The organism is Streptococcus mitis (genome assembly GCA_001560895.1).
GTDB lineage: Bacteria > Bacillota > Bacilli > Lactobacillales > Streptococcaceae > Streptococcus > Streptococcus mitis_Q.
Map to the genome: position 1 here is coordinate 1,892,954 of CP014326.1, position 25,027 is coordinate 1,917,980.

At 40.8% G+C, this 25,027-nt stretch carries 22 protein-coding genes; 4 read left to right on the top strand and 18 right to left on the bottom strand.

Features of this window, described 5'->3' with window-relative positions; translation table 11 throughout:
- Window positions 1–27: 27 nt before the first annotated feature.
- Window positions 28–2,352 carry a formate acetyltransferase gene (locus AXK38_08815; GenBank protein ID AMH89336.1) on the bottom strand — a complete coding sequence of 775 codons (2,325 nt, stop codon included), beginning with the start codon at window positions 2,350–2,352 and terminating at the stop codon, window positions 28–30.
- 237 nt (window positions 2,353–2,589) lie between these two features.
- Between AXK38_08815 and AXK38_08820 the strand changes: the two genes are divergently transcribed.
- The gene (locus tag AXK38_08820; GenBank protein ID AMH89337.1) at window positions 2,590–3,651 is read left to right on the top strand and encodes a DNA polymerase IV; all 1,062 of its coding nucleotides are present in this window, start codon (window positions 2,590–2,592) and stop codon (window positions 3,649–3,651) included.
- Between the two features lie 185 nt (window positions 3,652–3,836).
- On the opposite strand, the gene AXK38_08825 is transcribed toward AXK38_08820, so the two are convergent.
- Window positions 3,837–4,682 (bottom strand): undecaprenyl-diphosphatase, encoded by an 846-nt coding sequence (locus AXK38_08825; GenBank protein AMH89338.1) that lies wholly within the window; start codon window positions 4,680–4,682, stop codon window positions 3,837–3,839.
- A gap of 61 nt (window positions 4,683–4,743) precedes the next feature.
- Entirely contained in the window at window positions 4,744–6,633 is a 1,890-nt protein-coding gene (locus AXK38_08830) for a threonine dehydratase (protein AMH89339.1), read from the bottom strand.
- 138 nt (window positions 6,634–6,771) lie between these two features.
- Here AXK38_08830 and AXK38_08835 point away from each other — a divergent pair, with 138 nt between their 5' ends.
- Together AXK38_08835 and AXK38_08840 are read left to right on the top strand one after the other, a co-directional pair.
- Window positions 6,772–8,337: a glutamine ABC transporter substrate-binding protein gene (locus AXK38_08835; GenBank protein AMH89340.1), complete on the top strand. Its 1,566-nt coding sequence runs from the start codon at window positions 6,772–6,774 to the stop codon at window positions 8,335–8,337.
- On the top strand, window positions 8,337–9,077 hold the full coding sequence (locus tag AXK38_08840) for an ABC transporter (GenBank protein ID AMH89341.1): 741 nt from the start codon (window positions 8,337–8,339) through the stop codon (window positions 9,075–9,077). Before AXK38_08835 ends, AXK38_08840 begins: the two co-directional genes overlap by 1 nt.
- 89 nt (window positions 9,078–9,166) lie before the next feature.
- Here AXK38_08840 and AXK38_08845 read toward each other — a convergent pair whose 3' ends face one another.
- The 14 genes from AXK38_08845 to AXK38_08910 all read right to left on the bottom strand — a co-directional run bounded on the left by AXK38_08845 (window position 9,167) and on the right by AXK38_08910 (window position 23,315).
- Window positions 9,167–9,382 carry a hypothetical protein gene (locus AXK38_08845; GenBank protein AMH89342.1) on the bottom strand — a complete coding sequence of 72 codons (216 nt, stop codon included), beginning with the start codon at window positions 9,380–9,382 and terminating at the stop codon, window positions 9,167–9,169.
- 822 nt (window positions 9,383–10,204) lie between these two features.
- Window positions 10,205–11,455: a threonine dehydratase gene (locus AXK38_08850; protein ID AMH89343.1), complete on the bottom strand. Its 1,251-nt coding sequence runs from the start codon at window positions 11,453–11,455 to the stop codon at window positions 10,205–10,207.
- A gap of 113 nt (window positions 11,456–11,568) precedes the next feature.
- Window positions 11,569–12,591: a ketol-acid reductoisomerase gene (locus AXK38_08855; protein ID AMH89344.1), complete on the bottom strand. Its 1,023-nt coding sequence runs from the start codon at window positions 12,589–12,591 to the stop codon at window positions 11,569–11,571.
- Window positions 12,592–12,657: 66 nt separating this feature from the next.
- Complete coding sequence (locus AXK38_08860; protein ID AMH89345.1) at window positions 12,658–13,134, bottom strand: acetolactate synthase small subunit; 477 nt, start codon at window positions 13,132–13,134, stop codon at window positions 12,658–12,660.
- Window positions 13,127–14,827, bottom strand: a complete 1,701-nt coding sequence (locus AXK38_08865) for an acetolactate synthase catalytic subunit (GenBank protein AMH89346.1) — start codon at window positions 14,825–14,827, stop codon at window positions 13,127–13,129. Before AXK38_08865 ends, AXK38_08860 begins: the two co-directional genes overlap by 8 nt.
- A gap of 200 nt (window positions 14,828–15,027) precedes the next feature.
- Entirely contained in the window at window positions 15,028–16,695 is a 1,668-nt protein-coding gene (locus tag AXK38_08870; GenBank protein AMH89347.1) for a hypothetical protein, read from the bottom strand.
- 2 nt (window positions 16,696–16,697) lie between these two features.
- Complete coding sequence (locus AXK38_08875) at window positions 16,698–17,063, bottom strand: hypothetical protein (GenBank protein ID AMH89348.1); 366 nt, start codon at window positions 17,061–17,063, stop codon at window positions 16,698–16,700.
- 155 nt (window positions 17,064–17,218) lie between these two features.
- Window positions 17,219–17,407 carry a 50S ribosomal protein L28 gene (locus AXK38_08880; protein ID AMH89349.1) on the bottom strand — a complete coding sequence of 63 codons (189 nt, stop codon included), beginning with the start codon at window positions 17,405–17,407 and terminating at the stop codon, window positions 17,219–17,221.
- Between the two features lie 105 nt (window positions 17,408–17,512).
- The gene (locus AXK38_08885) at window positions 17,513–18,187 is read right to left on the bottom strand and encodes a hypothetical protein (protein AMH89350.1); all 675 of its coding nucleotides are present in this window, start codon (window positions 18,185–18,187) and stop codon (window positions 17,513–17,515) included.
- A 4-nt stretch (window positions 18,188–18,191) separates the two neighbouring features.
- The gene (locus AXK38_08890; GenBank protein ID AMH89351.1) at window positions 18,192–18,638 is read right to left on the bottom strand and encodes a DNA-binding protein; all 447 of its coding nucleotides are present in this window, start codon (window positions 18,636–18,638) and stop codon (window positions 18,192–18,194) included.
- Between the two features lie 113 nt (window positions 18,639–18,751).
- A complete protein-coding gene (locus AXK38_08895) occupies window positions 18,752–19,255 on the bottom strand; it encodes an acid phosphatase (protein AMH89352.1) in 504 nt (167 codons plus the stop codon).
- Between the two features lie 95 nt (window positions 19,256–19,350).
- Complete coding sequence (locus AXK38_08900; protein ID AMH89353.1) at window positions 19,351–21,111, bottom strand: ABC transporter; 1,761 nt, start codon at window positions 21,109–21,111, stop codon at window positions 19,351–19,353.
- Window positions 21,101–22,870: a multidrug ABC transporter ATP-binding protein gene (locus AXK38_08905; GenBank protein AMH89354.1), complete on the bottom strand. Its 1,770-nt coding sequence runs from the start codon at window positions 22,868–22,870 to the stop codon at window positions 21,101–21,103. Before AXK38_08905 ends, AXK38_08900 begins: the two co-directional genes overlap by 11 nt.
- Window positions 22,845–23,315 carry a MarR family transcriptional regulator gene (locus AXK38_08910; GenBank protein AMH89355.1) on the bottom strand — a complete coding sequence of 157 codons (471 nt, stop codon included), beginning with the start codon at window positions 23,313–23,315 and terminating at the stop codon, window positions 22,845–22,847. The genes AXK38_08905 and AXK38_08910 overlap by 26 nt, the downstream gene beginning before the upstream one ends.
- Before the next feature lie 215 nt (window positions 23,316–23,530).
- Between AXK38_08910 and AXK38_08915 the strand changes: the two genes are divergently transcribed.
- On the top strand, window positions 23,531–24,172 hold the full coding sequence (locus AXK38_08915; protein ID AMH89356.1) for a hypothetical protein: 642 nt from the start codon (window positions 23,531–23,533) through the stop codon (window positions 24,170–24,172).
- Between the two features lie 55 nt (window positions 24,173–24,227).
- On the opposite strand, the gene AXK38_08920 is transcribed toward AXK38_08915, so the two are convergent.
- Window positions 24,228–24,944, bottom strand: a complete 717-nt coding sequence (locus AXK38_08920; protein ID AMH89357.1) for a hypothetical protein — start codon at window positions 24,942–24,944, stop codon at window positions 24,228–24,230.
- Window positions 24,945–25,027 lie beyond the last annotated feature (83 nt).

The following is a 25,027-nucleotide window of genomic DNA, read 5'->3' on the forward strand; positions in this document are numbered from 1 at the left end:
TACTTATTTCATTATTAAAGAACTTGATTAGCTCAATGCATCCAAGGCATCATCCATTGAAAGAACTTCGTGGAAGACACGTTGTGTCAATTCAGTTTTTTGTTCTGGAGTGAGGTATTTAGTGTTTACACAGTATCCAGAGATACGTACGATAACGTCTTCACCAGACATGATCTTTTCGTAAACATCGTTCAAGTCCATAACGTTCAAGTTAACGTGTTGTCCACCGTTTTCGAAGTAACCATCAAGGATTGTTACCAAGTTATCAACTTGTTCGTCACGAGTCTTACCAAGAGCGCGAGGTGAAACTTGAGTTGTCAATGAGATACCGTCAGCTGCATAACTAAAGTCAAGGCTAGAAAGTGAGTTCAAGTTTTGCAACCATCCACCTTTAGCTTTGTTAGATGGGTTAGCACCTGGTGAGAAGAATTCAAGTTTAGACAAGTTCACAGAACCATCTTCGTTGAGGTATACACCTTTGTGAACTGGTGAGTTACCAGTTTGTTTAGAGTAAGCAACGTTAGATGTGATAGTCAAAAGTGAAACTGTAGCTTCTGCGTCTTTGTAAAGTTTGTGGCTACGTAGACGAGTAGTGTAAGCTTCGATCAACCATTCTGCCAATTCGTTTGAACGTGGGTCATCTTCACCCCAACGTGGGTATTCACCGATTGTTTCGTAATCGTAGATGTAGCCATTTTCGTCACGGATTGGTTTAACTGTAGCGTATTTGATAGCTGACAATGTATCAACAGTGTTAGCAAATCCACAGATACCGAATCCCATGTTCGCACGTTGTTTAGTTGGCAAGAAGGCCATTTGAACAGCTTCGTAGTTGTACTTATCAGTCATGTAGTGGATGATGTTCAAAGCATCTACGTAAGTGTCAGTCAACCAGTCAAGAGATTTTTCAAAGTTAGCTTTAACTGATTCGAATTCAAGAACTTCGTCACGGATTGGTTCGATGTCAAATACTTTGTAGTCTTTGTGTACATCGTCGTAACCACCGTTCAAACCAGTAAGAAGGGCTTTCAATACGTTTACACGCGCACCGAAGTACTGGATGTTGTGGCGTTGTTCTTCATTTTCTGGGTCAAGTGGAGATACACAGCATGAGATACAGCTCATTTCACCATATCCGTCTTTAGCCATTGTTGTTACACCTTCGTATTGGATAGAAGAGTGTTTGTGGCTCATGTGCATACAGTAGCGACGGAAGTTGTATGGCAATTTATCAGTCCAAAGAACTGTCAAGTTTGGCTCAGGAGAGTTACCGATATTGTCAAGAGTGTTCAAGAAACGGTAGTCCATCTTAGTAACACGGTGACGACCGTCGTTACCCATACCAGCCATAGAAGTTGTGATGAAAGTTGGGTCACCTGAGTACAATTGGTCATAAGCTTTTGTACGAGCAAATTTAACTGTACGAAGTTTCATAACGAAATCATCAACGAATTCTTGGATTTCTGATTCAGTAAATGTACCACGAGCAAGGTCACGTTCTGCAAAGATATCCAATACGATTGGTACACGTCCTAGAGATGTAGCAGCACCGTTGATAACACGGCAGACAGACATGAAGGCGATGTTAACCCATTGGATTGCTTCTTTAACGTTCATCGCTGGTTTGCGAACGTCAACTCCGTAAAGGTCACCCAAGCGAACAACTTGTTGCAATGCTTGGTATTGAAGGTTGATTTCTTCACGAAGACGGATTGTTTCTTCATCAATTTCTTCGATTGCATTCCAGTCGTTTACTTTTTCTTGCATCAAGTAGTCTGCACCGTAAAGAGCAAGACGTGCGTAAACACCGATGATACGTCCGCGTGAGTATGCATCTGGAAGACCAGTTACAGTGTGTGCGTGACGAGCGCGACGGATATTTGAAGTGTAGGCACGGAAGATACCGTCGTTAACTGTTGTTACGTATTTAGTAAAGATTTCGTGAACAGCTGGGTCTGGTTCGTATCCATTTTCTTTCAAAGTAGTTTCAGCCATACGGATACCACCTTTTGGCATGAAGTTCAATTTGAAGAGTTCGTCATTTTGGATACCAAAGATAACTTCGTTTTCTTTATCGATAAATCCAGCAGGGATATCAGCGATAGATGTTGGACGAGTGTCCATTGGGAAACGAGTTTCTTCGTAGTGAGCCTTAGTTTCTTCTACAATTTTTTTGATGTGAAGTGAACGTTCTGTTGGTCCTGCAAGGAAGCTTTCGTCTCCATCATAAGGTGTGTAGTTAGCTTGTACGAAGCGTGATACACTTGCTTTTTCTTTCCAATCTACGCCTTTGAAGCCTTCCCAAGCTTTATCAAAAATATCTTGTGCTTCAACAACTGTCTTAACAACCATGTTAATGTCCTCTTTTTTCTTTCTAGTAACAACTATCTGTTACATTCATGAGACAAGTATACCACACAGTAATCGTTTTCAACAAGTGGAAAACCCCTATTTTTACACTTTCTTTTCTAAAACAGTCTATATTTCATTCCAAACTGTATTATATTTTTGAAAAAACAAAGTCCTTTTTTCTTTTTTTCAGAAAAAAGGGTATAATAAAAGAAAATAAGCAGTAAAAAGGTGCTAGACATGTTAATTTTCCCTTTATTAAATGATTTGTCAAGAAAAATCATCCATATTGACATGGATGCCTTTTTTGCTGCGGTAGAAATCAGAGACAATCCTAAACTCAGAGGAAAACCTGTCATTATCGGCAGCGACCCTCGGCAAACAGGTGGGCGGGGAGTCGTTTCTACTTGTAGCTATGAGGCGCGAGCTTTTGGTGTCCATTCTGCTATGAGTTCCAAGGAAGCTTATGAACGATGTCCCCAGGCCGTCTTTATCTCAGGAAATTATGAAAAATATAAAGCTGTGGGACTCCAAGTTCGAACTATCTTTAAGCGTTATACAGATTTGATTGAACCCATGAGCATTGACGAAGCCTATTTGGATGTGACAGAAAACAAACTTGGTATCAAGTCAGCGGTCAAAATTGCTCGCCTCATTCAAGAGGATATCTGGCAAGAACTCCATCTAACTGCTTCTGCTGGCGTTTCCTACAACAAATTCTTAGCTAAAATGGCCAGCGATTATCAAAAGCCACATGGTTTGACAGTGATTCTACCTGAACAAGCTGAGGATTTTCTCAAACAAATGGATATTTCCAAGTTTCATGGAGTAGGAAAAAAGACGGTGGAAAGACTTCATCAAATGGGAGTTTTTACCGGTGCTGATCTACTTGAAATCCCTGAAGTGACCCTAATAGACCGTTTTGGCAGACTGGGCTATGACCTCTATCGAAAGGCTCGTGGTATTCACAATTCCCCGGTCAAATCCAATCGCATCCGTAAATCAATCGGCAAGGAAAAAACCTATGGAAAGATTCTCCGTGCCGAAGAAGATATCAAAAAAGAGCTGACTCTTCTATCAGAAAGAGTCGCTCTCAATCTCAGTCAACAAGAAAAAGCTGGAAAAATTGTCATTTTAAAAATCCGCTACGAGGACTTTTCAACTCTTACTAAACGAAAAAGTCTGATTCAAAAAACACAGGATGCTAGCCAGATAAGCCAAATAGCCCTGCAACTCTATGAAGAATTAAACGAGAAAGAAAGAGGTGTCCGCCTGCTGGGGATTACCGTGACTGGATTTTAATACTCTTCGAAAATATCTTCAAACCACGTCAGCGTCGCCTTACCGTAGGTATATGTTACTGACTCTGTCAGTCTTATTTACAACCTCAAAGCAGTGCTTTGAGCAGCCTGCGGCTAGCTTCCTAGTTTGCTTTTTGATTTTCATGGAGTATAAAACCTTGAAGAGCTGACCCTTCAAGGTTTTTCTTATACAAATAAACGAACAAAGCTGTAAAGTAGCAAGACACCACCAAGCACGATGCGGTATTTACCAAAAAGAGTAAAGTCGTGTTTTTTCACATAGCTCGTCAAGAAACGAATAGCGACCATGCTAACTGCAAAGGCTACTCCCATCGCAACCAATAGCAGGAACAATTGCCCAAAGCTCAAGAGTTGTCCTGCTTTCACAAATTTGAAAATCTTTAAGGCACTAGCTCCAAACATAACAGGAATTCCAAGATAGAAGGTAAATTCTGTCACAACAGAACGACTGGTTCCATTCAATAAACCACCGACGATTGTGGCCCCAGAACGGCTAGTTCCTGGCAAAAGGGCAAGAACTTGGAAGAGTCCGATATAGAAAGCTGTCGTATAAGGAAGCTTGTCCAACTCTGTCACACTTGGCTCGATAGCACGCGCTTTATTGCGCTTTTCCAAATAGATAAAGGCAATCCCATAGATAATCAACATAAGAGCAACAGAAACCATATTATGGAAGTGGGTATCAAACCAATCGTCAAATTTAAAGACACCAAGCAAAGGTAAAGTAGCAACTAAGACCTTCAACCACAGTCTCCAAGTCTTACGAACTTCCTGCTTGTCCTTAGTCGGTTTGAAAGGATTGAGCTTGTTAAAATAAATCACCATGACTGCTAAAATAGCACCAAGCTGAATCACGACATTAAACATGGACATAAAGGCTTCGTTTTGATTTTGATATTGGATAAATTCCTCTGCTAAAATCAAGTGACCTGTACTGGAAATGGGCAACCATTCCGTAATTCCTTCAACAATCCCGAAGAAGATAGATTTTAAAATTTCAATAAGATACATAGATTACTCCTTTTTTCTATCTTCCATTATAGCATACTTTTTCAGTCTATGGCAGTTCTCTTTAAAAGGCGCCGATACTGCCACCGCCTCCGCCTCCAGAGAAGCCACCGCCAGAACTTCCACTTCCAGAAGATACAGAATAGGTACTTGCTGTATTTGCGACACTGGCATAATGGCTCATTTGCGCGCTTGAATGATAAAACATACTGTGCCAGCCATAAGCTACATAGAGATTGATATCTGGATTTTCCACTTGGATATGATGAACCTTCATCAAATGACTAACCTTATCCGCATAGCCAAATAAGGTTGCATAGACCAAGAGGCGATTCCAGACCACAATACTTTCCAATTCAGCCTGATCCAGTCGTGCAATCTCACGCAACATATTTTCAAAACTGGTCCAGAGATAGTAGACCTCAGCTCCCGCTTCATTTAGAACACCATCACGATTATCTAGTCGAAGTTTCCAATAATAGAAAACAGCCAAAACCAAACCTAGAAAACCAAGTATTGGCAAGGGGAGGTAAAGATAGCCATGAACGTCTAAACTGTACAAGAACAAACCAAATCCGATAAATAAGGGCAAGATAGTGGAAATACCCATACCCACCTGCAAGGCCTTTTCTCCACCAGTCAAGGAACGATAATAATCTGGGAGGCCCCAGAAGGAAACTCGATTTCTCACTCCTTCTTGCATCTCTTTCAATACTTCTTCAAAAGACGATTTGAGCTGACGCCCCTTTGCTTGAATCCGTTTTTCATCAGAGACTTTTGCTCTACGATAAAGACTATCAGATACCTTATAATCTGCAAACAAATTGGAAAGAGTTTCTTCTTTTTTGCCTGAAAAAGCCAGATTTAGACAGTCTATCTCAAAACTTGACAAAGCATCTTCTCTTACCAGCCTCAAGCCAACTGCATCTCCTTCTGAAATGATAGAGACATTCCCACGGTCTATTACATCTAACAAAGTAGCTTGAATGAGTTGATCAAAGGTGAATTTGCCAGCCCCCTTGACTAAGGGACTCACTTCCTCCAAGGAGGTCGAGTAGACAGCCTCTGATAAAACCATAGGCTCTAATTCCATTGGTGGTTCATAGAGACGATGATTTTTGGCATATTTGACTGAAGAAGTGGTCTTTCTTCTATAAATCAAATAGAAGCAGACACTCAATAACAATGATATGGAAAGTATGGAAGGGAAGACCCAAGTAACAAGTTGTTTACTTTGCTCTTTTTCTTTAACAATCGAGTCTTCTATCTTATTAAACTCTTCTAAACGATTCCCTTTCAAGCCCTGATCCCTAGCACTAGCAAAATCGGTCCGAGGCCAGTAGGCATGCAACTCAACTCCACGCTTAGCCGGAAGATTGTCTAAACGAATAGTATAATCAAGGTTACTCTTTTCAATCGTTCCCTCTCTAAAAAGTTTCCCTGTATGGAAAAAGAGTTTTTCAGCCCCCTTATCTCCCCTTACATGAAATTCAAACTTTCCAATAGCCCCTGAACTATCTGTTAAAGGTTGCCAATTTAATTCAGCAATGTCATCATATAGGAAAAGCAAATTCTTTAAGTTCCAGACAAGGTCAACTTCAACTGTGTCACCTTCCTGACCTGGATTATAAACTTTAACAGTATAACCATCTGCTCCTTCTATCACTTCGCTAGTAACGTCTGTCAATTCAGCACCATTTTTCGCGGCCTGAACCTTTGGATGAGGATCAATGTCAAATCCACTAGGCATCTTGCCAGCACGTCCAAGTCCCACGATTTGGCCTTTAAAGTCCTCCTCAAACTGGTAAACTATCTTTTGTCTAAATTCTGCCGTATTGTCTGCATGAATATACAAATCACCTTGATAAGAGTTTATCTTAAAATCAATGGCAAAAACAGAAAGTGGCAGAAGGCAAAACAAGCCTAACACCAGTAAGAAAAAAGTTTTTTTCATCAACTAAGCCCCCTTTTTATCTTTGCTATCATTATATCATTTTTTCTCAAGTAAGGGCTTACCCATATTGAAAAATAAAGTTTTTTTCGATAAAATAGGAGACAGTTATTTTTTAATAGATTAGAAATAGGAGAAATCATGAGAAAAATATACTTATCTATTTTCACAAGTCTCTTGCTGATGCTAGGACTTGTCAATGTTGCTCAAGCTGATGAATATTTACGCATCGGGATGGAAGCAGCATATGCTCCCTTTAACTGGACCCAAGATGATGATAGCAATGGAGCTGTCAAAATCGATGGAACCAACCAGTATGCCAATGGATACGATGTCCAAATTGCCAAGAAAATCGCTAAAGACTTAGGTAAAGAACCTTTGGTTGTTAAGACCAAGTGGGAAGGTCTAGTCCCTGCCCTTACTTCTGGTAAAATTGATATGATTATCGCAGGTATGAGTCCTACTGCTGAACGCAAACAAGAAATTGCCTTTTCAAGCAGTTACTACACTAGCGAACCAGTTTTACTTGTCAAAAAAGATTCTGCCTATGCAAATGCCAAATCTTTGGATGACTTTAATGGTGCAAAAATTACTTCTCAACAAGGTGTTTACCTTTATGACTTGATTTCACAAATCCCAGGTGCTAAAAAAGAAACAGCCATGGGAGACTTCGCTCAAATGCGCCAAGCTCTTGAGGCTGGTGTCATCGATGCCTATGTTTCTGAACGTCCAGAAGCACTAACTGCTGAAGCTGCGAACTCTAAGTTTAAAATGATTCAAGTAGAACCTGGTTTCAAAACTGGAGAAGAAGATACGGCTATCGCTATCGGGCTTCGTAAAGATGATAATCGTATTAGCCAAATCAATGCCAGCATTGAAACCATTTCAAAAGACGACCAAGTTGCCTTGATGGATCGTATGATCAAGGAACAACCCGCCGAAGCAACAACAACTGAGGAGACTAGCAGTAGTTTCTTTAGCCAAGTCGCTAAAATTCTTTCTGAGAACTGGCAACAACTCTTGCGTGGTGCTGGTGTCACTCTTTTAATCTCTATCGTCGGAACCATCATAGGTCTCATTATCGGTCTTGCCATTGGTGTTTTCCGTACTGCTCCTCTCTCTGAGAATAAAGCCATTTATGGATTACAAAAACTAATCGGCTGGATACTCAATGTCTACATTGAAATTTTCCGTGGTACCCCAATGATCGTTCAATCGATGGTTATCTACTATGGAACTGCCCAAGCTTTCGGTATCAACCTTGATCGTACACTGGCCGCTATCTTCATCGTTTCAATCAACACTGGTGCCTACATGACTGAAATCGTCCGTGGTGGTATCCTAGCAGTTGATAAGGGACAATTTGAAGCAGCGACTGCTCTTGGTATGACCCATAACCAAACCATGCGTAAGATTGTGCTACCTCAGGTTGTCCGCAATATCCTACCAGCAACTGGTAATGAGTTTGTCATCAATATCAAAGATACATCTGTATTGAACGTTATCTCTGTTGTTGAACTTTATTTCTCAGGAAATACCGTGGCAACTCAAACCTATCAATACTTCCAGACATTTACAATCATCGCCGTGATTTACTTTGTCCTCACCTTTACCGTAACACGTATCCTACGCTTCATCGAACGCCGAATGGATATGGATACCTATACTACAGGTGCTAATCAAATGCAAACGGAGGATTTGAAATAATGACACAAGCAATCCTTGAAATTAAACACCTCAAAAAATCCTATGGACAAAACGAAGTGCTAAAAGACATTTCTCTCACTGTCCACAAGGGAGAAGTTATCTCTATCATCGGAAGCTCTGGAAGCGGAAAATCGACCTTCCTCCGCTCCATTAACCTACTCGAAACGCCAACTGATGGACAAATCCTTTATCATGGGCAAAACATCCTCGAAAAAGGTTATGACCTCACACAATACCGTGAAAAGTTGGGAATGGTGTTCCAATCCTTTAATCTCTTTGAAAATCTCAACGTTCTTGAAAATACAATCGTCGCTCAGACAACTGTCCTTAAACGTGAACGTACAGAAGCTGAAAAGATTGCCAAAGAAAACCTAGAAAAGGTCGGTATGGGGGAACGCTACTGGCAAGCGAAACCAAAACAACTCTCAGGTGGTCAAAAACAACGTGTGGCCATTGCTCGTGCCCTTTCAATGAATCCTGATGCTATTCTCTTTGATGAACCAACATCAGCTCTCGATCCAGAAATGGTTGGAGAAGTACTTAAAATCATGCAGGAACTTGCCCAAGAAGGCTTGACTATGATTGTCGTAACCCACGAAATGGAATTCGCCCGTGATGTCTCCCACCGTGTGATCTTTATGGATAAGGGAGTAATCGCTGAAGAAGGCAAACCAGAAGATCTCTTCACCAATCCTAAAGAAGACCGTACAAAAGAATTCCTTCAACGTTATCTCAAATAAAAAGAAAAGGCTGCATCAATCGTGCAGTCTTTTTGCTTGGTCAAAATGAAAAGGCAGACCCAATTCAAGAATCCGCCATTATCCAAAGATTAATCTTCAAATTTTTCATGATTTTTTTCATAGAAATCAATTAAACCTAGAGCTGTTTCAAATGAAATATTTTTTACTTTTGCACGACCCTGCGCTAGAGCAATGATAGACATTTCACGCGCATTCGTTTCTTTAGAGATACGGTAGCCTGTGATTTTCTTATCACGAACCCAGCCAACAACTGATTCTACTTTTTCAAAGTTTGACTTAGCCATGTCCTTCTCCTATTTTCTTCTTTACGATATATTATTCTATACGTTTTTATGTCTTTTGTCAATAAAAAAACATATATTCAATAAAATAAAAGATTTTTATTTTTCTTACTTCTTTTTTAAAGCCGATAATATATAGGTTTTTAGTTGCTATAACCCATTAGTAAGCACCAAAAAAATAATTGAATTATTAAACTTCAAATTTGCAAAAATATTCAATTAGGAAAAATACCAGCTTCTCAATAGGATAAACAGGAGTCATATTCTATATCTTCATTTTAATCTATAAGTTTGTCAAAGATAATCTTCCTTTTCGGACTACCTCATATCTATTTCATCCTTTCTATTTCCTTGGTTCCCTTCCTGTTACTATTTAACTTTTTCAACCGGTACAATTGACTTATCTCATCAAATTTTGCATATTCTTATAACACACCGCGATTACAATCAGCATTTAGAATAGCACTTCCTAATATTCCAACTGCTCTACTCACCTCATATCACTGCTGCCATATCCTTATTTTCAATCAACTCACCAAGTTTAGCTTATGAACATTGATTATTTTTTCTAATTCCTATTATATTTAGCCAAATTCGAAATTAGATATATATATAATATGGCATTCTAAAAAACATCCCTATATATAACAAGTCATTCTTCTTTATTATTATAAACTGAAACAAAAATAATAGGTACTATAATAAGTTGTAGTAGAAATAGTACGATAATTTTCCTAAGTTCATAGGAATCGCCCCCTTTCTTCACCCTCATTATAGCACCTATACATCTATTGTGCAAATAATATGATATTTTTTTATTAATCCTCAGACAAGCATATTATAGAGCGTTTCATTACCATTTAAGTTAATATAAGCTGGATCGAAACCTTCCATTCTACGAATCAAACCTGCATAATCATGCTTATCTGCCAAAGCGATCCCAATCAATACAGGCCCTGTCCCCTTACTAGCTCGTTTGATATACTCAAAGCGTGTGATATCATCATTTGGCCCCAGAATATCATTTACAAACTCACGCAGAGCACCTGGACGCTGTGGAAAATTGACCACAAAGTAATGCTTGATGCCATCATAAATCAAGGCACGCTCTTCCATTTCTGGCATACGGTTGATATCGTTATTTCCTCCAGAAATGATACAACAAATGGTTTTCCCCTTGATATATTCAGCCAAAACCTCTAAAGAGGCGATACTAGCTGCACCAGCAGGTTCCGCGACAATCCCTTGTTTAGAGTAGAGGTCAATCAAAGTTTCAGAAATCAATCCCTCATCGACACCTACCAAAGTTTGAACATGTTGACGAGTTGCCTCATAGGTCAATTGTCCCACCTTTTGCACAGCAATTCCATCCGCAAATTTATCAATTTCTTTTAGTTTGACAGGTCCACCAGCTTCAAAGGCAGCCTTCATAGAACGTGCTCCATTAGCCTCTACCCCAATGATTTCAATCTCTGGGCTTGTTTCCTTGATATAAGTAGAAACCCCAGCAATGAGACCTCCGCCGCCAACAGGGACCAAAACAGCATCAAAATCAATCGATTCTTTTCGAGCTTCTTCTAAAATCTCATAAGCAACTGTCCCTTGACCAGCTTGAACATGGGCATCATCAAAGGGATCAATAAAGGTACGGTTTTCAGAGAGTGTAAATTCTTGAGCTGCTTTAGCTGAGGCATCAAAAGTATCTCCAACTAGTTTAATGGTTACGAAGTCCCCACCAAAAAAGCGAACTTGACTAATCTTTTGTTGCGGTGTTGTAATAGGCATAAAAATAGTTGCAGGGATTTTCATTTCATTACAAGTATAGGCTACTCCCTGAGCATGATTTCCCGCAGAAGCGCAGACTACCCCACGCTCACGCTCTTCCTTGCTGAGCTGGGAAATGGCATAATAGGCACCACGAATTTTAAAGGAACGAACACGTTGAGCATTTTCCTTTTTCAAATAAATCTTAGCACCATACTTCTCCGATAAGTAATGGTCATAATCCAGCGGGGTATTCACAACCACACCGTTCAAGACCTTATGAGCCTTGATGATATCTTTTGAACTTAACATCATTTTCTCCTAGACTATTTCATACTATCACAATCCATCCTCTTAAAAGAAAGATGAATTGATTATAAAAGCGAGTTAGTCCCCCAACTCGCCTTCACCTTAATTTCTATAAATTAGTTATAGATTTTGAATGCATCGTCGTCATTTTTACCAACGAAAGGCATTGCTTTACGCAATTCTGCACCAACTTTTTCAATTTCAAGGTTAGCTGCTTGTTCACGGTAAGCAGTCAATTTTGGACGTCCAGCTTTATAGTCATTTACAAAGTCATTTGCAAATTTACCATTTTGGATGTCTGCCAAGACAGCTTTCATGTTTTCTTTCACTTGCTCAGTAATTACACGAGGACCTGATACATAGTCACCGTACTCAGCAGTATTTGAAATTGATTGACGCATTTTCTTGAATCCACCTTCGTAGATCAAGTCAACGATTAATTTCATTTCGTGAAGAACTTCAAAGTATGCCAATTCTGGAGCATAACCTGCTTCTGTCAAGACTTCGAAACCTGCTTCGATAAGGGCAGTCAAACCACCACAAAGTACAGCTTGTTCACCAAACAAATCTTCTTCAGTTTCTTCTTTGTAAGTTGTTTCAAGAAGACCTACACGAGCAGCTCCAACACCTTTACACCAGTCCATAGCAATGTTTTTCGCATTTCCTGTTGCATCTTGGTATACTGCGTAAAGAGCTGGAACACCAAATCCTTCTTCATAAGTACGACGTACCAAGTGTCCTGGTCCTTTAGGAGCACACATGAAGACATCTACATCTGCAGGAACTTTGATAAATTCAAAGTGAATGTTGAAACCATGAGCAAATCCAACTGCATTTCCAGCTTCCAAGTTTGGAGCGATTTCTGCTTCGTACAATTCTTGTTGGATTTCGTCTGGTGCCAAAATCATGATAACGTCAGCCAATTTAGTAGCTTCTGCTACTGTGTAAGTGTCAAATCCATCTTCTTTTGCTTTATCAAAAGATTTACCTGGACGTACACCGATGATGACATCGCGACCTGAATCACGCAAGTTTTGAGCATGCGCATGTCCTTGTGAACCATAACCGATAACGGCGATTTTTTTACCGTCAAGTGCTGCTACTTTAACATCTTTTTCGTATTCCATTTGAACTGCCATAGTTTTTTCTCTCTTTTCTATTATTTATTGCCTTTTAGGCTGGTTTAACAAATTTAAGTTGGATTTTTAATCGCGGGTAAATCCAGTTGCACCCGTACGAGCGATATTGCGAATACCGTATGGTCGAATGACTCGCAATAGAGCTTCACTCTTTTCAGCATTTCCTGTCATCTGAATGGTAATCGAGTTTGGCGCTACGTCTACCACCGTTGCACGGAAAGGTTGAATAATCGCTAGAATCTCAGCGCGCTTCTCAGCTGGCGCTGCCATCTTAACCAAAATCACCTCGCGCTCCAAGTGTGGTTTATCTGTAATATCTCTAATGCGAATCACATCAATCTGACGATTGAGTTGCTTAATGATTTGCTCCACTTCATCATGTGAAGCTACATCAATAATAATGGTGATACGCGATACATTCGGATCTTCTGTTGCTCCAACAGAGATGCTTTCGATATTAACCTGACGGCGAGACAGGACACCGGTAAAGCGATTGAGGACTCCTGAACGATTTTGTAGTTTTGCTGTTAACATTCTACGCATGGAACTTCACCCCCAACATCTCATGATTACTCTTACCAGCTGGTACCATTGGTAACACCTGTTCCTTACGAGAAATATCTACCTCGATTAGCATAGGAACATCCTCAGTGATGACTTCAAGGTCTTGATCCAAGGTCTCAGGATTGTCAAACTTATAGTTTTTAATACCGTAAGCTTGTGCCATCAATTGGAAATCTGGAAGGGTATCAAAGACTGACTCAGATGTTCTACCTTCATAGAAGGATTCCTGCCACTGACGAACCATTCCAAGCGAGTGGTTGTTCAGCATAACCACCTTGATTGGCACCTTGTAAATGTTCAAAATAGCCAATTCTTGGTTAGTCATTTGGAAACCACCATCCCCAACAAACAAGACTACTTCCTTATCTGGGTTGGCAATTTTAGCACCGATTGCTGCTGGAATTCCAAATCCCATGGTTCCTAAACCACCTGAAGTCACTAACTGACGTTCATTTTGGTAGGGATAATACTGGGCTGTCCACATTTGGTGTTGACCAACGTCTGTTACCACAATGGCATCTCCATTCGTCAATTCACCAATTCGTTCAATAACAGCTTGCGGCTGAACCACACGCTCTTTCTTATCATAAGAACGAACGCGGTTCTTGTCCTTGGTAACTTTTTCAATCCATTTTTCAGTATTGTTATGAACTGTCGGTTCAGCCAGCAACATTTGCAAGGCTTTCTTAGCATCTCCAACTACAGGAATATCTGCACTGATAATCTTGCCAATCTCGGCTGGGTCAATATCAATGTGAGCAACCTTAGCATTCTTAGCGAAAGTCTTAGGATTCCCAGTCAAGCGGTCATCGAAACGACAACCAATACTAATCATAAAGTCCGCTTCCGTCATGGCAATATTAGCTGCGAATGACCCGTGCATACCTCCCATTCCAAGGAAGAGTGGATGACTCGTTGCAATCGTACCTTGCCCCAAAAGACTGGTTACCACTGGAATTTGATATCGCTCTGCAAATTCATTTAGTTCCGCAGCAGCTTCAGCATAACTAATTCCACCACCAGCTAGCAAGACTGGCTTTTTAGCCTTGGATAATTGCTTCAAAATTTTCTTGATTTGCATATCATTTGGCTCAAGAGTCGGTTGATAGCTTGGTAGGTTCACTTCTGGTGAATAGATGAAGTCCGTTTCTAAAGCAGATACGTCTTTAGGTAGGTCAATGACAACTGGCCCTGGACGTCCTGTAGTTGCGATATGGACAGCTTCCGTAATGATTCGAGGGATATCAGCTGTCTCACGAACTTGGTAATTGTACTTAGTGATTGGCATGGTAATTCCAACAATGTCTGCCTCCTGAAAGGCATCTTTCCCAATTCCTGCTCGCGCCACCTGACCTGTAAAGACCAAAAGGGGAACACTGTCGCTCATGGCATCCGCAATCCCTGTAATGGCATTTGTTGCTCCTGGTCCGCTAGTGACGACGGCAACACCCAACTTTCCAGTTGATTTGGCATAACCTTCAGCTTCATGCAGACAACCTTGCTCATGGCGTCCTAGAATGTGGCGAATGCCTTTAAAATTATATATCGCATCATAAAAAGGCAAGACTGCACCACCAGGATAACCAAAGATGGTATCAATTCCTAAATCACGAAGTGTTTCCAAAACTAGGTCAGACCCCGTCTTAGGAGATTCTAAACTGATTTTCTCCATTGTTCCCCTTTCTTTCCTCTTAAAAATAACTTGTTACTATCATACCACTTTTTCAAAATTTTTCAAGACAAAAGAAGAAATTTTCTGAATTTTCTATTTTAACGTTTATTTATGAATGTTATTTTAGTTTTTATTTAAAAGATACCGATTTCATTATTTAAAAAGAAAAAAAGAACCGATTTCTCAGTTCTTCATTAATCTTATTCTACACTAAATAGGTATGGGTAAACAGGTTGTTGACCTTGATGAATCTCGACTTCAACATCTTCGAATTCTTCTGCGATTTCTTGGGCAATTTCATTGGCAAGTTCTTCGCTTCCGTCTTCACCGACATAGAAGGTTACGATTTCACTATCTTCATCCAACATATGTTTCAATGTTTCAGTCAATGTTTGGTGCATGTCAGGATTTGACACAAGGATTTTCCCATCCACCATACCAAGATTATCATTTTCATGGATTTCTAAGCCATCAATGGTTGTATCACGAACAGCTGTTGTGACGCTTCCGCTAACGACATCGCTAAGAGCTGCAGTCATACGCTCTTGGTTTTCTTCGATGGACTTGCTTGGATCAAAGGCGAGAAGACTTGTCAAACCTTGTGGCAAAGTACGAGCTTCCACCACTACTGCTGGTTGCTCCAAAACTTCTGCTGCAGATTGAGCTGCCATGAAGATATTTTTGTTGTTTGGTAGAAAGATAATGTTACGAGCATTGACCTGTTCAACAGCCTTGATAAAGTCTTCTGTTGAAGGGTTCATGGTTTGACCGCCTTCGATAACATAATCCACACCTTGAGAACGGAAGATATCTGCTAGACCTTTACCAGCCACTACAGCAATCAAAGCATACTCTTTTTCTTCAGCCGGCTTGCTAACTTGAGCAGCTTCTTTTTCAACCTGTGCTTCGTGTTGGTTACGCATATTGTCAACTTTTACCTTGACCAAGCTACCATATTTGAGACCTTCTTGCATAACAAGTCCTGGATCTTCTGTATGGACATGGACTTTGACGATTTCATCATCATTGACAACAAGGAGAGAATCCCCGAGTTCATTCAAGTAGTTACGGAACTCGTCGTAGTCAAAATCTTTGGCATAGGTTGGACCTTGCTTAAGAGCTACCATAATTTCAGTACAGTAACCAAAGGTAATGTCCTCAGTCGCCACATGACCAGCCACAGACTTATGGTGCTCTGCATTGATCATTTCGCTCATGTTGGCAGGAGTGGCTACAAAGTCCTCAGATGCAATATATTCGCCAGTAAGGGCTGAAAGGAAACCTTCGTAGATAAAGACCAATCCTTGACCACCTGAGTCCACAACGCCAACTTCCTTCAATACTGGAAGCATGTCTGGCGTTTTAGCTAGAGCAGTTTTAGCACCTTCCAAGGCTGCGCGCATGACTTCAACAGCGTCATCTGTTTGCTCAGCTTTTTTCTTAGCACCGATAGCAGCCCCACGAGAAACTGTCAAAATCGTTCCTTCAACTGGTTTCATAACTGCCTTGTAGGCAACTTCCACACCTGATTGGAAAGCAAGGGCCAAGTCTTGACCTGTTAACTCGTCTTTATCCTTGATAGCTTGTGAAAATCCACGGAAAAGCTGAGACGTAATAACTCCTGAGTTCCCACGCGCACCCATCAAAAGACCTTTGGCAAGAATGCTCGCTACCTCTCCAACTGTAGAAGCTGGCTTGTCTGCAACTTCTTTAGCTCCATTTTCAATGGTCATTCCCATGTTTGTTCCTGTATCTCCATCTGGAACTGGAAAGACGTTTAATGAATTGACATATTCAGCTTGCTTATTCAAGCGAGTTGATGCAGCCTGCACCATTTCTTGAAATAAGCTAGTAGTAATTTTTGACACGGTTATTCTCCTACAACTTTGATATTTTGAATGTAGACATTTACAGTCTGAGCAGTAATTCCAAGCTGGTTTTCCAAACTAAAACGAACACGCTCTTGAATGTTTTTTGACACTTCGCTAATCTTTGTTCCGTAGCTCAACACGGTATATACATCAACTGCAATACTGCCATCTTCGGCTGCCTTTACGACAACACCTTTAGAATAATTTTCCTTACCTAGCAGGGCTTGGAAATTATCTTTGAGGGCATTTTTACTAGCCATACCGACCACACCAAAAATCTCAGTTGTTGCACCACCTACGACGGTTGCAATCACTTCATCTGTTAGTTCGATTTGACCATCTTTTGTATTAATTTTTACAGTCATCCTTTTTACCTCAACTAGTTGATACTCTATTTTATCATATTTCAGCCCAAGTGTAAAAGCAGAATACTGTATCAGCGGATATTTACTCCGTTTTTCAAATGATTTTATACCCACAACAAAAGAAAAAAGACCCTAAGGTCTCCTTACTTTCATTATTAAACGCGTTCAACTTTACCTGATTTCAAAGCACGAGCTGAAGCCCAAACTTTTTTAGGTTTACCATCGATAAGAACAGTAACTTTTTGAAGGTTTGGTTTTACGGCACGTTTTGTTTGGTTCATCGCGTGTGAACGGTTGTTTCCTGATACAGTCTTACGACCTGTAAAGTAACATACTTTAGCCATTGTGTTTTCCTCCTATTAGATCTAATATAGCGGATGTGCTAGCACCACATACCGTACTATGTTATCACACTTTCTTCATTTTTGCAAGGGAATTGGAAGATTTTTTTATTTAACGTAGACAATTCCCAACTTCCCAAAGGCCACATCTCCACGGATAATCAAGGTTTTGCTGGTTGGGGCTAGAGGAGTATCTGCCTTGGCTACGCCACAGAAAGTTTCTACCTTTAAATCAACTCCCCAATGTTGAGGAACATAGATAACTGCATTGCCAAAACCGACTTCTATCTTCAAGGTTGCGCTATCTCCCAACATCTCTGCATTGTCATAATATATCTTGGCATTGCCAAAACCAACTTCTACTTGATCTTCTACCAATTCTTGCTCTTGCTTGTAGAAAGTCCCAGTCCCAAAAGCAACTTCCTTATCTGTAAGAATGGTCTTTTTACCATCATACCACCATTTTTTCCCATTCCAAGTTCTGTTAGAATGAGTGAGTGCGCTGACACCCATTACGATTAAAATACTTGCCCAGAACAATGACTGATTGGGAATTGGTAAAATGCCATAAAAGTGGTTAGCAATCATTAAGGCTACTAAAGCTGTAAAAGAAGCTGAAGTTAAGTGGCGACGCAACAAAGCTCCAACTGATTGATAAGCAAAAAATCCAATACCGATCAAGGGCCAAATTTGCCCACCGAATGAAGGGATTCCAAAATTCCCTTGTAATAATATTAAAGCCGCCAAAATAAGCAACACAATACCAAATGCTTTCTTTTTCATGTTCTTACCTCATGTTTCTTAGATTTTCTTTTAGGAGGGATTGGTAATGTCGTGAGACATGAACCTCCTTGTGGGTCTGATAAAAGGAAATGGTGCCCGTTCCTGAAAAGGACTTGTCCACCGAGTAAACCTGACGGATATTTGCAATAGTCGACTTGGATACCCGACTAAAATAACGAGGAAGGATAGCCTCTAACTCATAGAGTTTAAGCCGAACCTCGTAGGCATCTTTCTGGGTATGGGCGTAAATCTTGCTACCTTCCGTCTCAAAGAAGAGAATTTCCGATAAGTCCAGATAATATTCACCTGTTCCCTTGTAAAAAATCAACCGAGGAGACTTGGACTCTTGCAAGAGCCACTGTAAATCCGCAATCTCATCTGTCAAAGCCGCTGCCTTGATGACAATTTCAGTTTCCTCTAAATTGCTGTCAATTTCGATTCGTAACTTCATTCCATCTCCTTTCTGACTCTACTATATCAAAGGAAAAATAAGAAAACAAGAGCAAAAAAGCAAGTGGTTACTTTAGACTCGTAAGTGGTTGTAGGACCACCTTAACTTACAATTCAAAATAGAAAGAAAATCACACCCCACACAAGACCACAAATATAACCAACTACTACATCCTTGGGATAATGCACGCCACCTAGGACTCGCACAAGTCCGAGGAGGGCTGACAAGACCAACAAGATAACCCCTACAGATAGACTAGCGTGTAAGCAAGCCATGGAGATAATGGTTGCTGAAAAGACATGACGACTAGGCATAGACTGACCAGGACTATCTCTGTCTAGTAGCGGTACAATTTCCCAAACTTCATAAGGCCTAGGGGCATTGAGTTTCTTACGGAGAAGGGACAAAATCACAAAACCTGACGCAGGGACAAACACATACATCAAGACCTGCTTCCCAAGTCCTTCTTGGAGATAGGTAATTACTAACAAGGTTAAATAAACTATAGGCATGACTACTGTCATGAACCGATTGAAAACTCTTAACAATCTCAGAAAGAGAGGATTATTTTTAATCTTACCAGCAATGTGGTCATACCATTCTTGATAATTTTTCATATATTTTCTCATCACTTACTCAAATTTTGCTTATAGGGAAGCACTTGTCTTCTAGTATAGTGCAGAAAAAGAAGGCCGTCAAGCCTTCTTTGGTTTTATTCTTCTGCTTCGTCTTCTGTAAACTGACTGTTGTAGAGGTCAGCGTAGAAGCCTGCTTGCGCCATTAGCTCATCATGATTGCCTTGCTCGATGATATTGCCATCCTTCATAACAAGAATCAAGTCGGCATTTCGGATAGTAGACAAGCGGTGGGCGATGACAAAGGAAGTTCTGCCTTCCATCAAACGGTCCATGGCTTTCTGGATCAATTCCTCTGTCCGTGTATCAACCGAAGAAGTCGCTTCATCTAGGATTAAGAGTGGCGCATCTTTCAGCAAAGCACGAGCGATGGTCAAGAGTTGTTTTTGTCCGACAGACAAGGTCACTGTATCGTCCAAGACAGTATCGTAACCATCTGGTAGAGTCATAATAAAGTGGTGAATTCCTACAGCCTTGCTGGCTTCAATCACGCGCTCATCACTAATACCCTTTTGGTTATAAATGAGATTGTCTCGGATAGTGCCTTCAAAGAGCCAAGTATCCTGCAAGACCATTGAAAAGGCATCGTGTACTTCCGAACGCTTCATCTCCTTGGTATCTATATCATCAATGCGGATGCTTCCCTTATCAATTTCATAGAACTTCATCAAAAGATTAACAATGGTTGTCTTACCAGCTCCGGTTGGCCCGACAATGGCAACCTTTTGACCTGCATGAGCCGTCGCAGAAAAATCATGGATAATTGTTCGCTCTGGTGTGTAACCAAAAGAAACTCGATCAAAGACAACTTGCCCTTTCATATCGCTCAATTGTCTTTCTTTATGAGATTCATCTTCCATTTCCTCTTCACCTAAGAATTCGAAGACACGTCCCATAGCTGCACTAGCCTGCTGAAGACTGGTAATCCCTTGGGCGATTTGTGAAAGGGGCTGAGAAAAGATACGAACATAGGCCATAAAGGCAACGATAATCCCGATACTAATCTGCCCATTCAGAGCTAAGGCTGCACCAACGATAATCACTAGGGCGTAGCTAAAGTTCCCAATAAACATCATAATCGGCATCATAATCCCTGAAATAAACTGAGATTTCCAGATACTGTCATACAGACGATGGTTTAATTTCGCAAACTCTTCTTTCGTGCTCTCGATAGCATTATAGCTGGTCACTACATTATGGCCAGAGTACATTTCTTCCACATAGCCATTGACAGCTGCCAAATCCTGTTGTTGACTCTTAAAGAAGCCCTGGGATTTGCCCATAAAGACAGACACGAAAGCAAAACCGATAAAGGTAGAAACAACCGTCACCAAGGCTAAAATCCAGTTCATCCCAAACATGGTTACTAAGACTGCTAAAACTAATAAACTAGATGAAAGAACTGTTCCCAGACTTTGATTAAGGGATTGGGCTGCAGTGTCAACGTCATTGGTTACACGAGACAAGGTATCCCCCTGAGAGTGTCCATCAAAATACCCTAATGGTAGGCGATTGATTTTCTCTGCAATGGCTGTTCTCAAACGCTCTGAAAAACGTTGAATGGCTGTTGTAAACAGAAAGGCCTGCAAATAATTTGATAAAAGTCCAATCACATAAATCACGGCCAAAAAACCACCAATAGCTGCAACCGCCGCGACATCCACACTTGTTTCCAAACCACTAGCAATAATATTAGTCATTTCCTTGATGCGGGTTGGACCATATACAGTAACGATATTAGATAAGATTGTTGCTAGAAAGGCAATCAGAAGGGCAAACTGGAGACCTGCAAGATAGGGTTTACTCTGTTTCCAGAGAGACATTTTTTTATTTTCCATGTTCCAATTCCTCCTTCGATAGTTGTGAATAGGCAATTTCTTGGTAAACTTCGTTATTAGCTAGAAGTTCCTTGTGGGTGCCTTGGCCCACGACTTTACCTTGATCCAAGACCAAAATCAAATCAGCATCCATAATCGTTGAAATACGCTGTGCGACGATAAGCTTGGTCATAGATTTTGTTTTCTCTGCTAAATCTTGACGTAAAACTCGGTCTGTCTTGTAGTCCAAGGCTGAGAAAGAGTCATCAAAGATGAGGATTTCCGGCTTCCGAGCTAAGGCACGCGCAATGGCCAGACGCTGTCTTTGACCACCTGAGAAGTTGGTTCCTCCTTGGGCTACTTCTGACTCTAAGCCCGCTTCCTTGTCTTCGATAAAGTTCTTAGACTGAGCCAACTCCAAAGCTTGCCACATAGCTTGTTCACTAAGCGGTGTTTCTTGACTGTGTCCAAAGTCTAGATTGCCCTTGACATCACCTGAAAAGAGAACAGCTTTTTGTGGAATATAGCCGACCTTATTTCTCAACTCTTCCAAGTCATAGTCTTGAACATTGACACCATCCACTAGGATTTCTCCATCTGAAACATCGTAAAAACGTGGAATCAGATTGACCAGAGTTGATTTACCAGAACCTGTTGAACCAATAAAGGCTACTGTTTGACCAGTTTCTGCTTTAAAGCTAACATGTTCAACAACCGCCTCCGAATTTGCCGCATAGCGGAAGGTCACATCCTTAAACTCGACCTGACCTTTGAGATTTTCATCAGCCAGCTGCGCTTGAGCAGGATTTTGGATAGAAGAATGCAAATCTAAAACTTGATTGATCCGCTTGGCAGAAACCATGGTTCGAGGAAGAACGATGAAGAGCGCCCCCGTGAGAAGGAAGCCCATGACAACCTGCATAGCATAAGACATGAAAACAACCATGTCACTAAAGAGAGGCAGACGCTCCGTCGGAGCAGCATCGTTGATTACATAGGCCCCAATCCAGTAAATCGCAACACTCAAACCACTTGAAATCCCCATCATGATGGGATTCAAAATGGCCATGAGACGGTTGACAAACAAATTCAAGCGTGTCAATTCATCATTTGCTGCTGCAAATTTTTCATTTTGGTAATCCTCTGCATTGTAGGCACGAACGACGCGAATACCTGTTAAACTTTCACGAGTGATACTGTTCAGTTTATCTGTCAGCCCCTGAATCAAGGACTGTTTTGGAAAGGCTAGCGTCACCAAAACGATCGTCATCAAAACGTTGACAATCACTGCCACAAGAATGGCCCAGAGCCAGTATTCTGAATGGCCTAAAATCTTCCCGATGGCCCAGATAGCCATAATCGGACCACGCGTAACCACTTGCAAGCCCATGGTAATCAACATCTGAACTTGGGTAATATCATTGGTCGTACGAGTTAAGAGACTAGGGATAGAGAATTTCTTAATCTCTGTCTGCGAGTAGTCTAAAACTCGGTTAAAAATATCACTTCTCAGCCTACTAGTATAAGAAGCAGCCACTCTAGACGCAAAAAATCCAACTGCAACTGCGGACAAGAAGGCCAGAAAGGACATTCCCACCATCATGCTTGCTGGCTGCCATAACTCATCTAAGTTGCTACCCTGAGTTCCTAGTAAATCCGTAATTTTCGAGATATAGGTTGGCACTTCCAACTCTAGATAAACTTGAAAGCAGGTAAAGAGAATGGCTAGGAAAACAATCCCCCATTCTTTTCCACTAATTCGTTTTGCTAATTTCTTCATTCTCTCCTCCTATTCTCTTGATATTTTTCTGTAGTTGAGCAAGGACCTTCTCAAAGATCAGTAATTCATCTTCATCTACGTCTTCTATCAACTGCTTGTCAATGCGCTCAAAGAAGGCCTTAACCTGCTGCATTTGAGAGCGCGATTTGTCCGTCAAACGAACAAATTTTGCCCGCTTATCGCTAGGACTCGCCTCCAATTCCACCAAACCATTTTGCACCATACGCTTGACCAAATTACTAGCAACAGACTTGGTAATATTGAGTTCCTGCTCGATATCTTTAATCAAGACCAAGTCTTGGTTTTTCTCACGATTATCCAAAAAACGTACAACCTGACCTTGAGGTCCACCCATAAATTCAATGCCACTACGTTTGGCTTCCTTTTGCACCATCAAATGAATCTGGTGACCAAAACGCTTAAAGACCAACATCGGTTTATCCATGCTATCTCCTTTCTAACCATCACATTTAGTTCTCCTAGGAACTAATTAAGTTTTCATGAGAACTATTTTACCACTTTGAAAAGAGATGTCAAGAAAAAAAGTTTCCATGAGAACTATCTTGGTTTAAATTGACATTAGGCAAGAGTTTTTATATAATAAGTACTCACTACTGTGGGTAGAAATCCATTCACTTAATGAGGAGAGAAAACTTTCAAATGAAACCAGAAGAACAAAGAGTTTTAGGAATCTTAGCAACCATTTTTGGAGCCATCGCACTTTTAGGATCCTGGATCCCGTTTATTAACTATCTATCGTTGTTCATCGCCATCGTCGCATTTATCTTGGGGATTATCGACCTTATCGTCAACCACAAAAAACGGAAAATAATGGCTATTATCGGAACATCCCTGGCAGTTGCCTCTGTTGTACTTTTCTTTACGACTCAGGTACTATACGCTGATGTCTACAAAGAGTATGCCAGAGAGTTTAACCGTTCCTACATAGATACGAGTGCCTCAATGGAACGCGAAGAAGAAAGCGGCTCGACAGACGATACCTTCACCTGGACCCAAGAACAGTTCGACGCCTTAATCGAAGGTGACCGTGACAACAAAGGAAAAGGTGGTACCGACTACAAGGATATTATCGACAAACACGGACAGCCAGATTCCGAGTTTGACTTCACTCTTGGGGGTTACAATACGAAAAAAATCACCTATATCTCCATTGGAGACAAGATCAAGACTGTTACCTTAACTTTTGCAAAACAGGACGATGGACAGCTCTTGCTCGTCCAAAAACATGCAGTCGGTCTAGGTCTAGAAAAAAGCAAGCAACAAAACGATTCTGAAACCTGAGTCTAAGTTCAAATATCAAAAAAACGAACAGCTAGTAAAACTGTTCGTTTTTCTATTAGAATCCGTCTACGTTTGTGTAGATTTTTTGTACGTCTTCGTCGTCCTCAAGAACGCTGTAAAGTTTTTCAAAGGTTTCAAGGTCATCGCCTGACAATTCCACTTCTGACTGAGGAATCATTTCCAATTCAGTCACTTGGAATTCTTCGATACCTGACTCACGAAGGGCAACGATAGCCTTATGAAGGTCAGTTGGAGCTGTGTAAACTGTGATTGTACCTTCTTCTGCTTCTACATCGTCCACATCCACATCTGCTTCAAGCAATTGCTCAAAGACTGCATCGGCATCTTCACCTGCAAATACGATAACTCCCTTGTTGTCAAAGAGGTATGAAACCGAACCTGAAGCGCCCATGTTTCCGCCGTTTTTACCAAAGGCTGCACGGACGTTGGCCGCTGTACGGTTGACATTTGAAGTCAAAGTATCCACGATCAACATAGAACCATTTGGTCCAAAACCTTCGTAACGTCCTTCTGTAAAGGTTTCGTCTGTGTTTCCTTTAGCCTTGTCCAAAGCCTTATCGATAACGTGTTTTGGCACTTGGGCTTGTTTAGCACGGTCGATAACGAATTTCAAAGCTGAGTTTGATTCTGGATCTGGATCACCTTTTTTAGCTGCTACATAGATTTCTACACCAAATTTTGCATATACTTTAGAGTTAGCTCCATCTTTAGCCGTTTTCTTGGCTACGATATTGGCCCATTTACGTCCCATTAGGAATCTCCTTTTTTCACATTTTAATCTTTCTTATTATAACACAAGTTTTTTCGATTTTCACTAGAGGAAATAGATTTTAT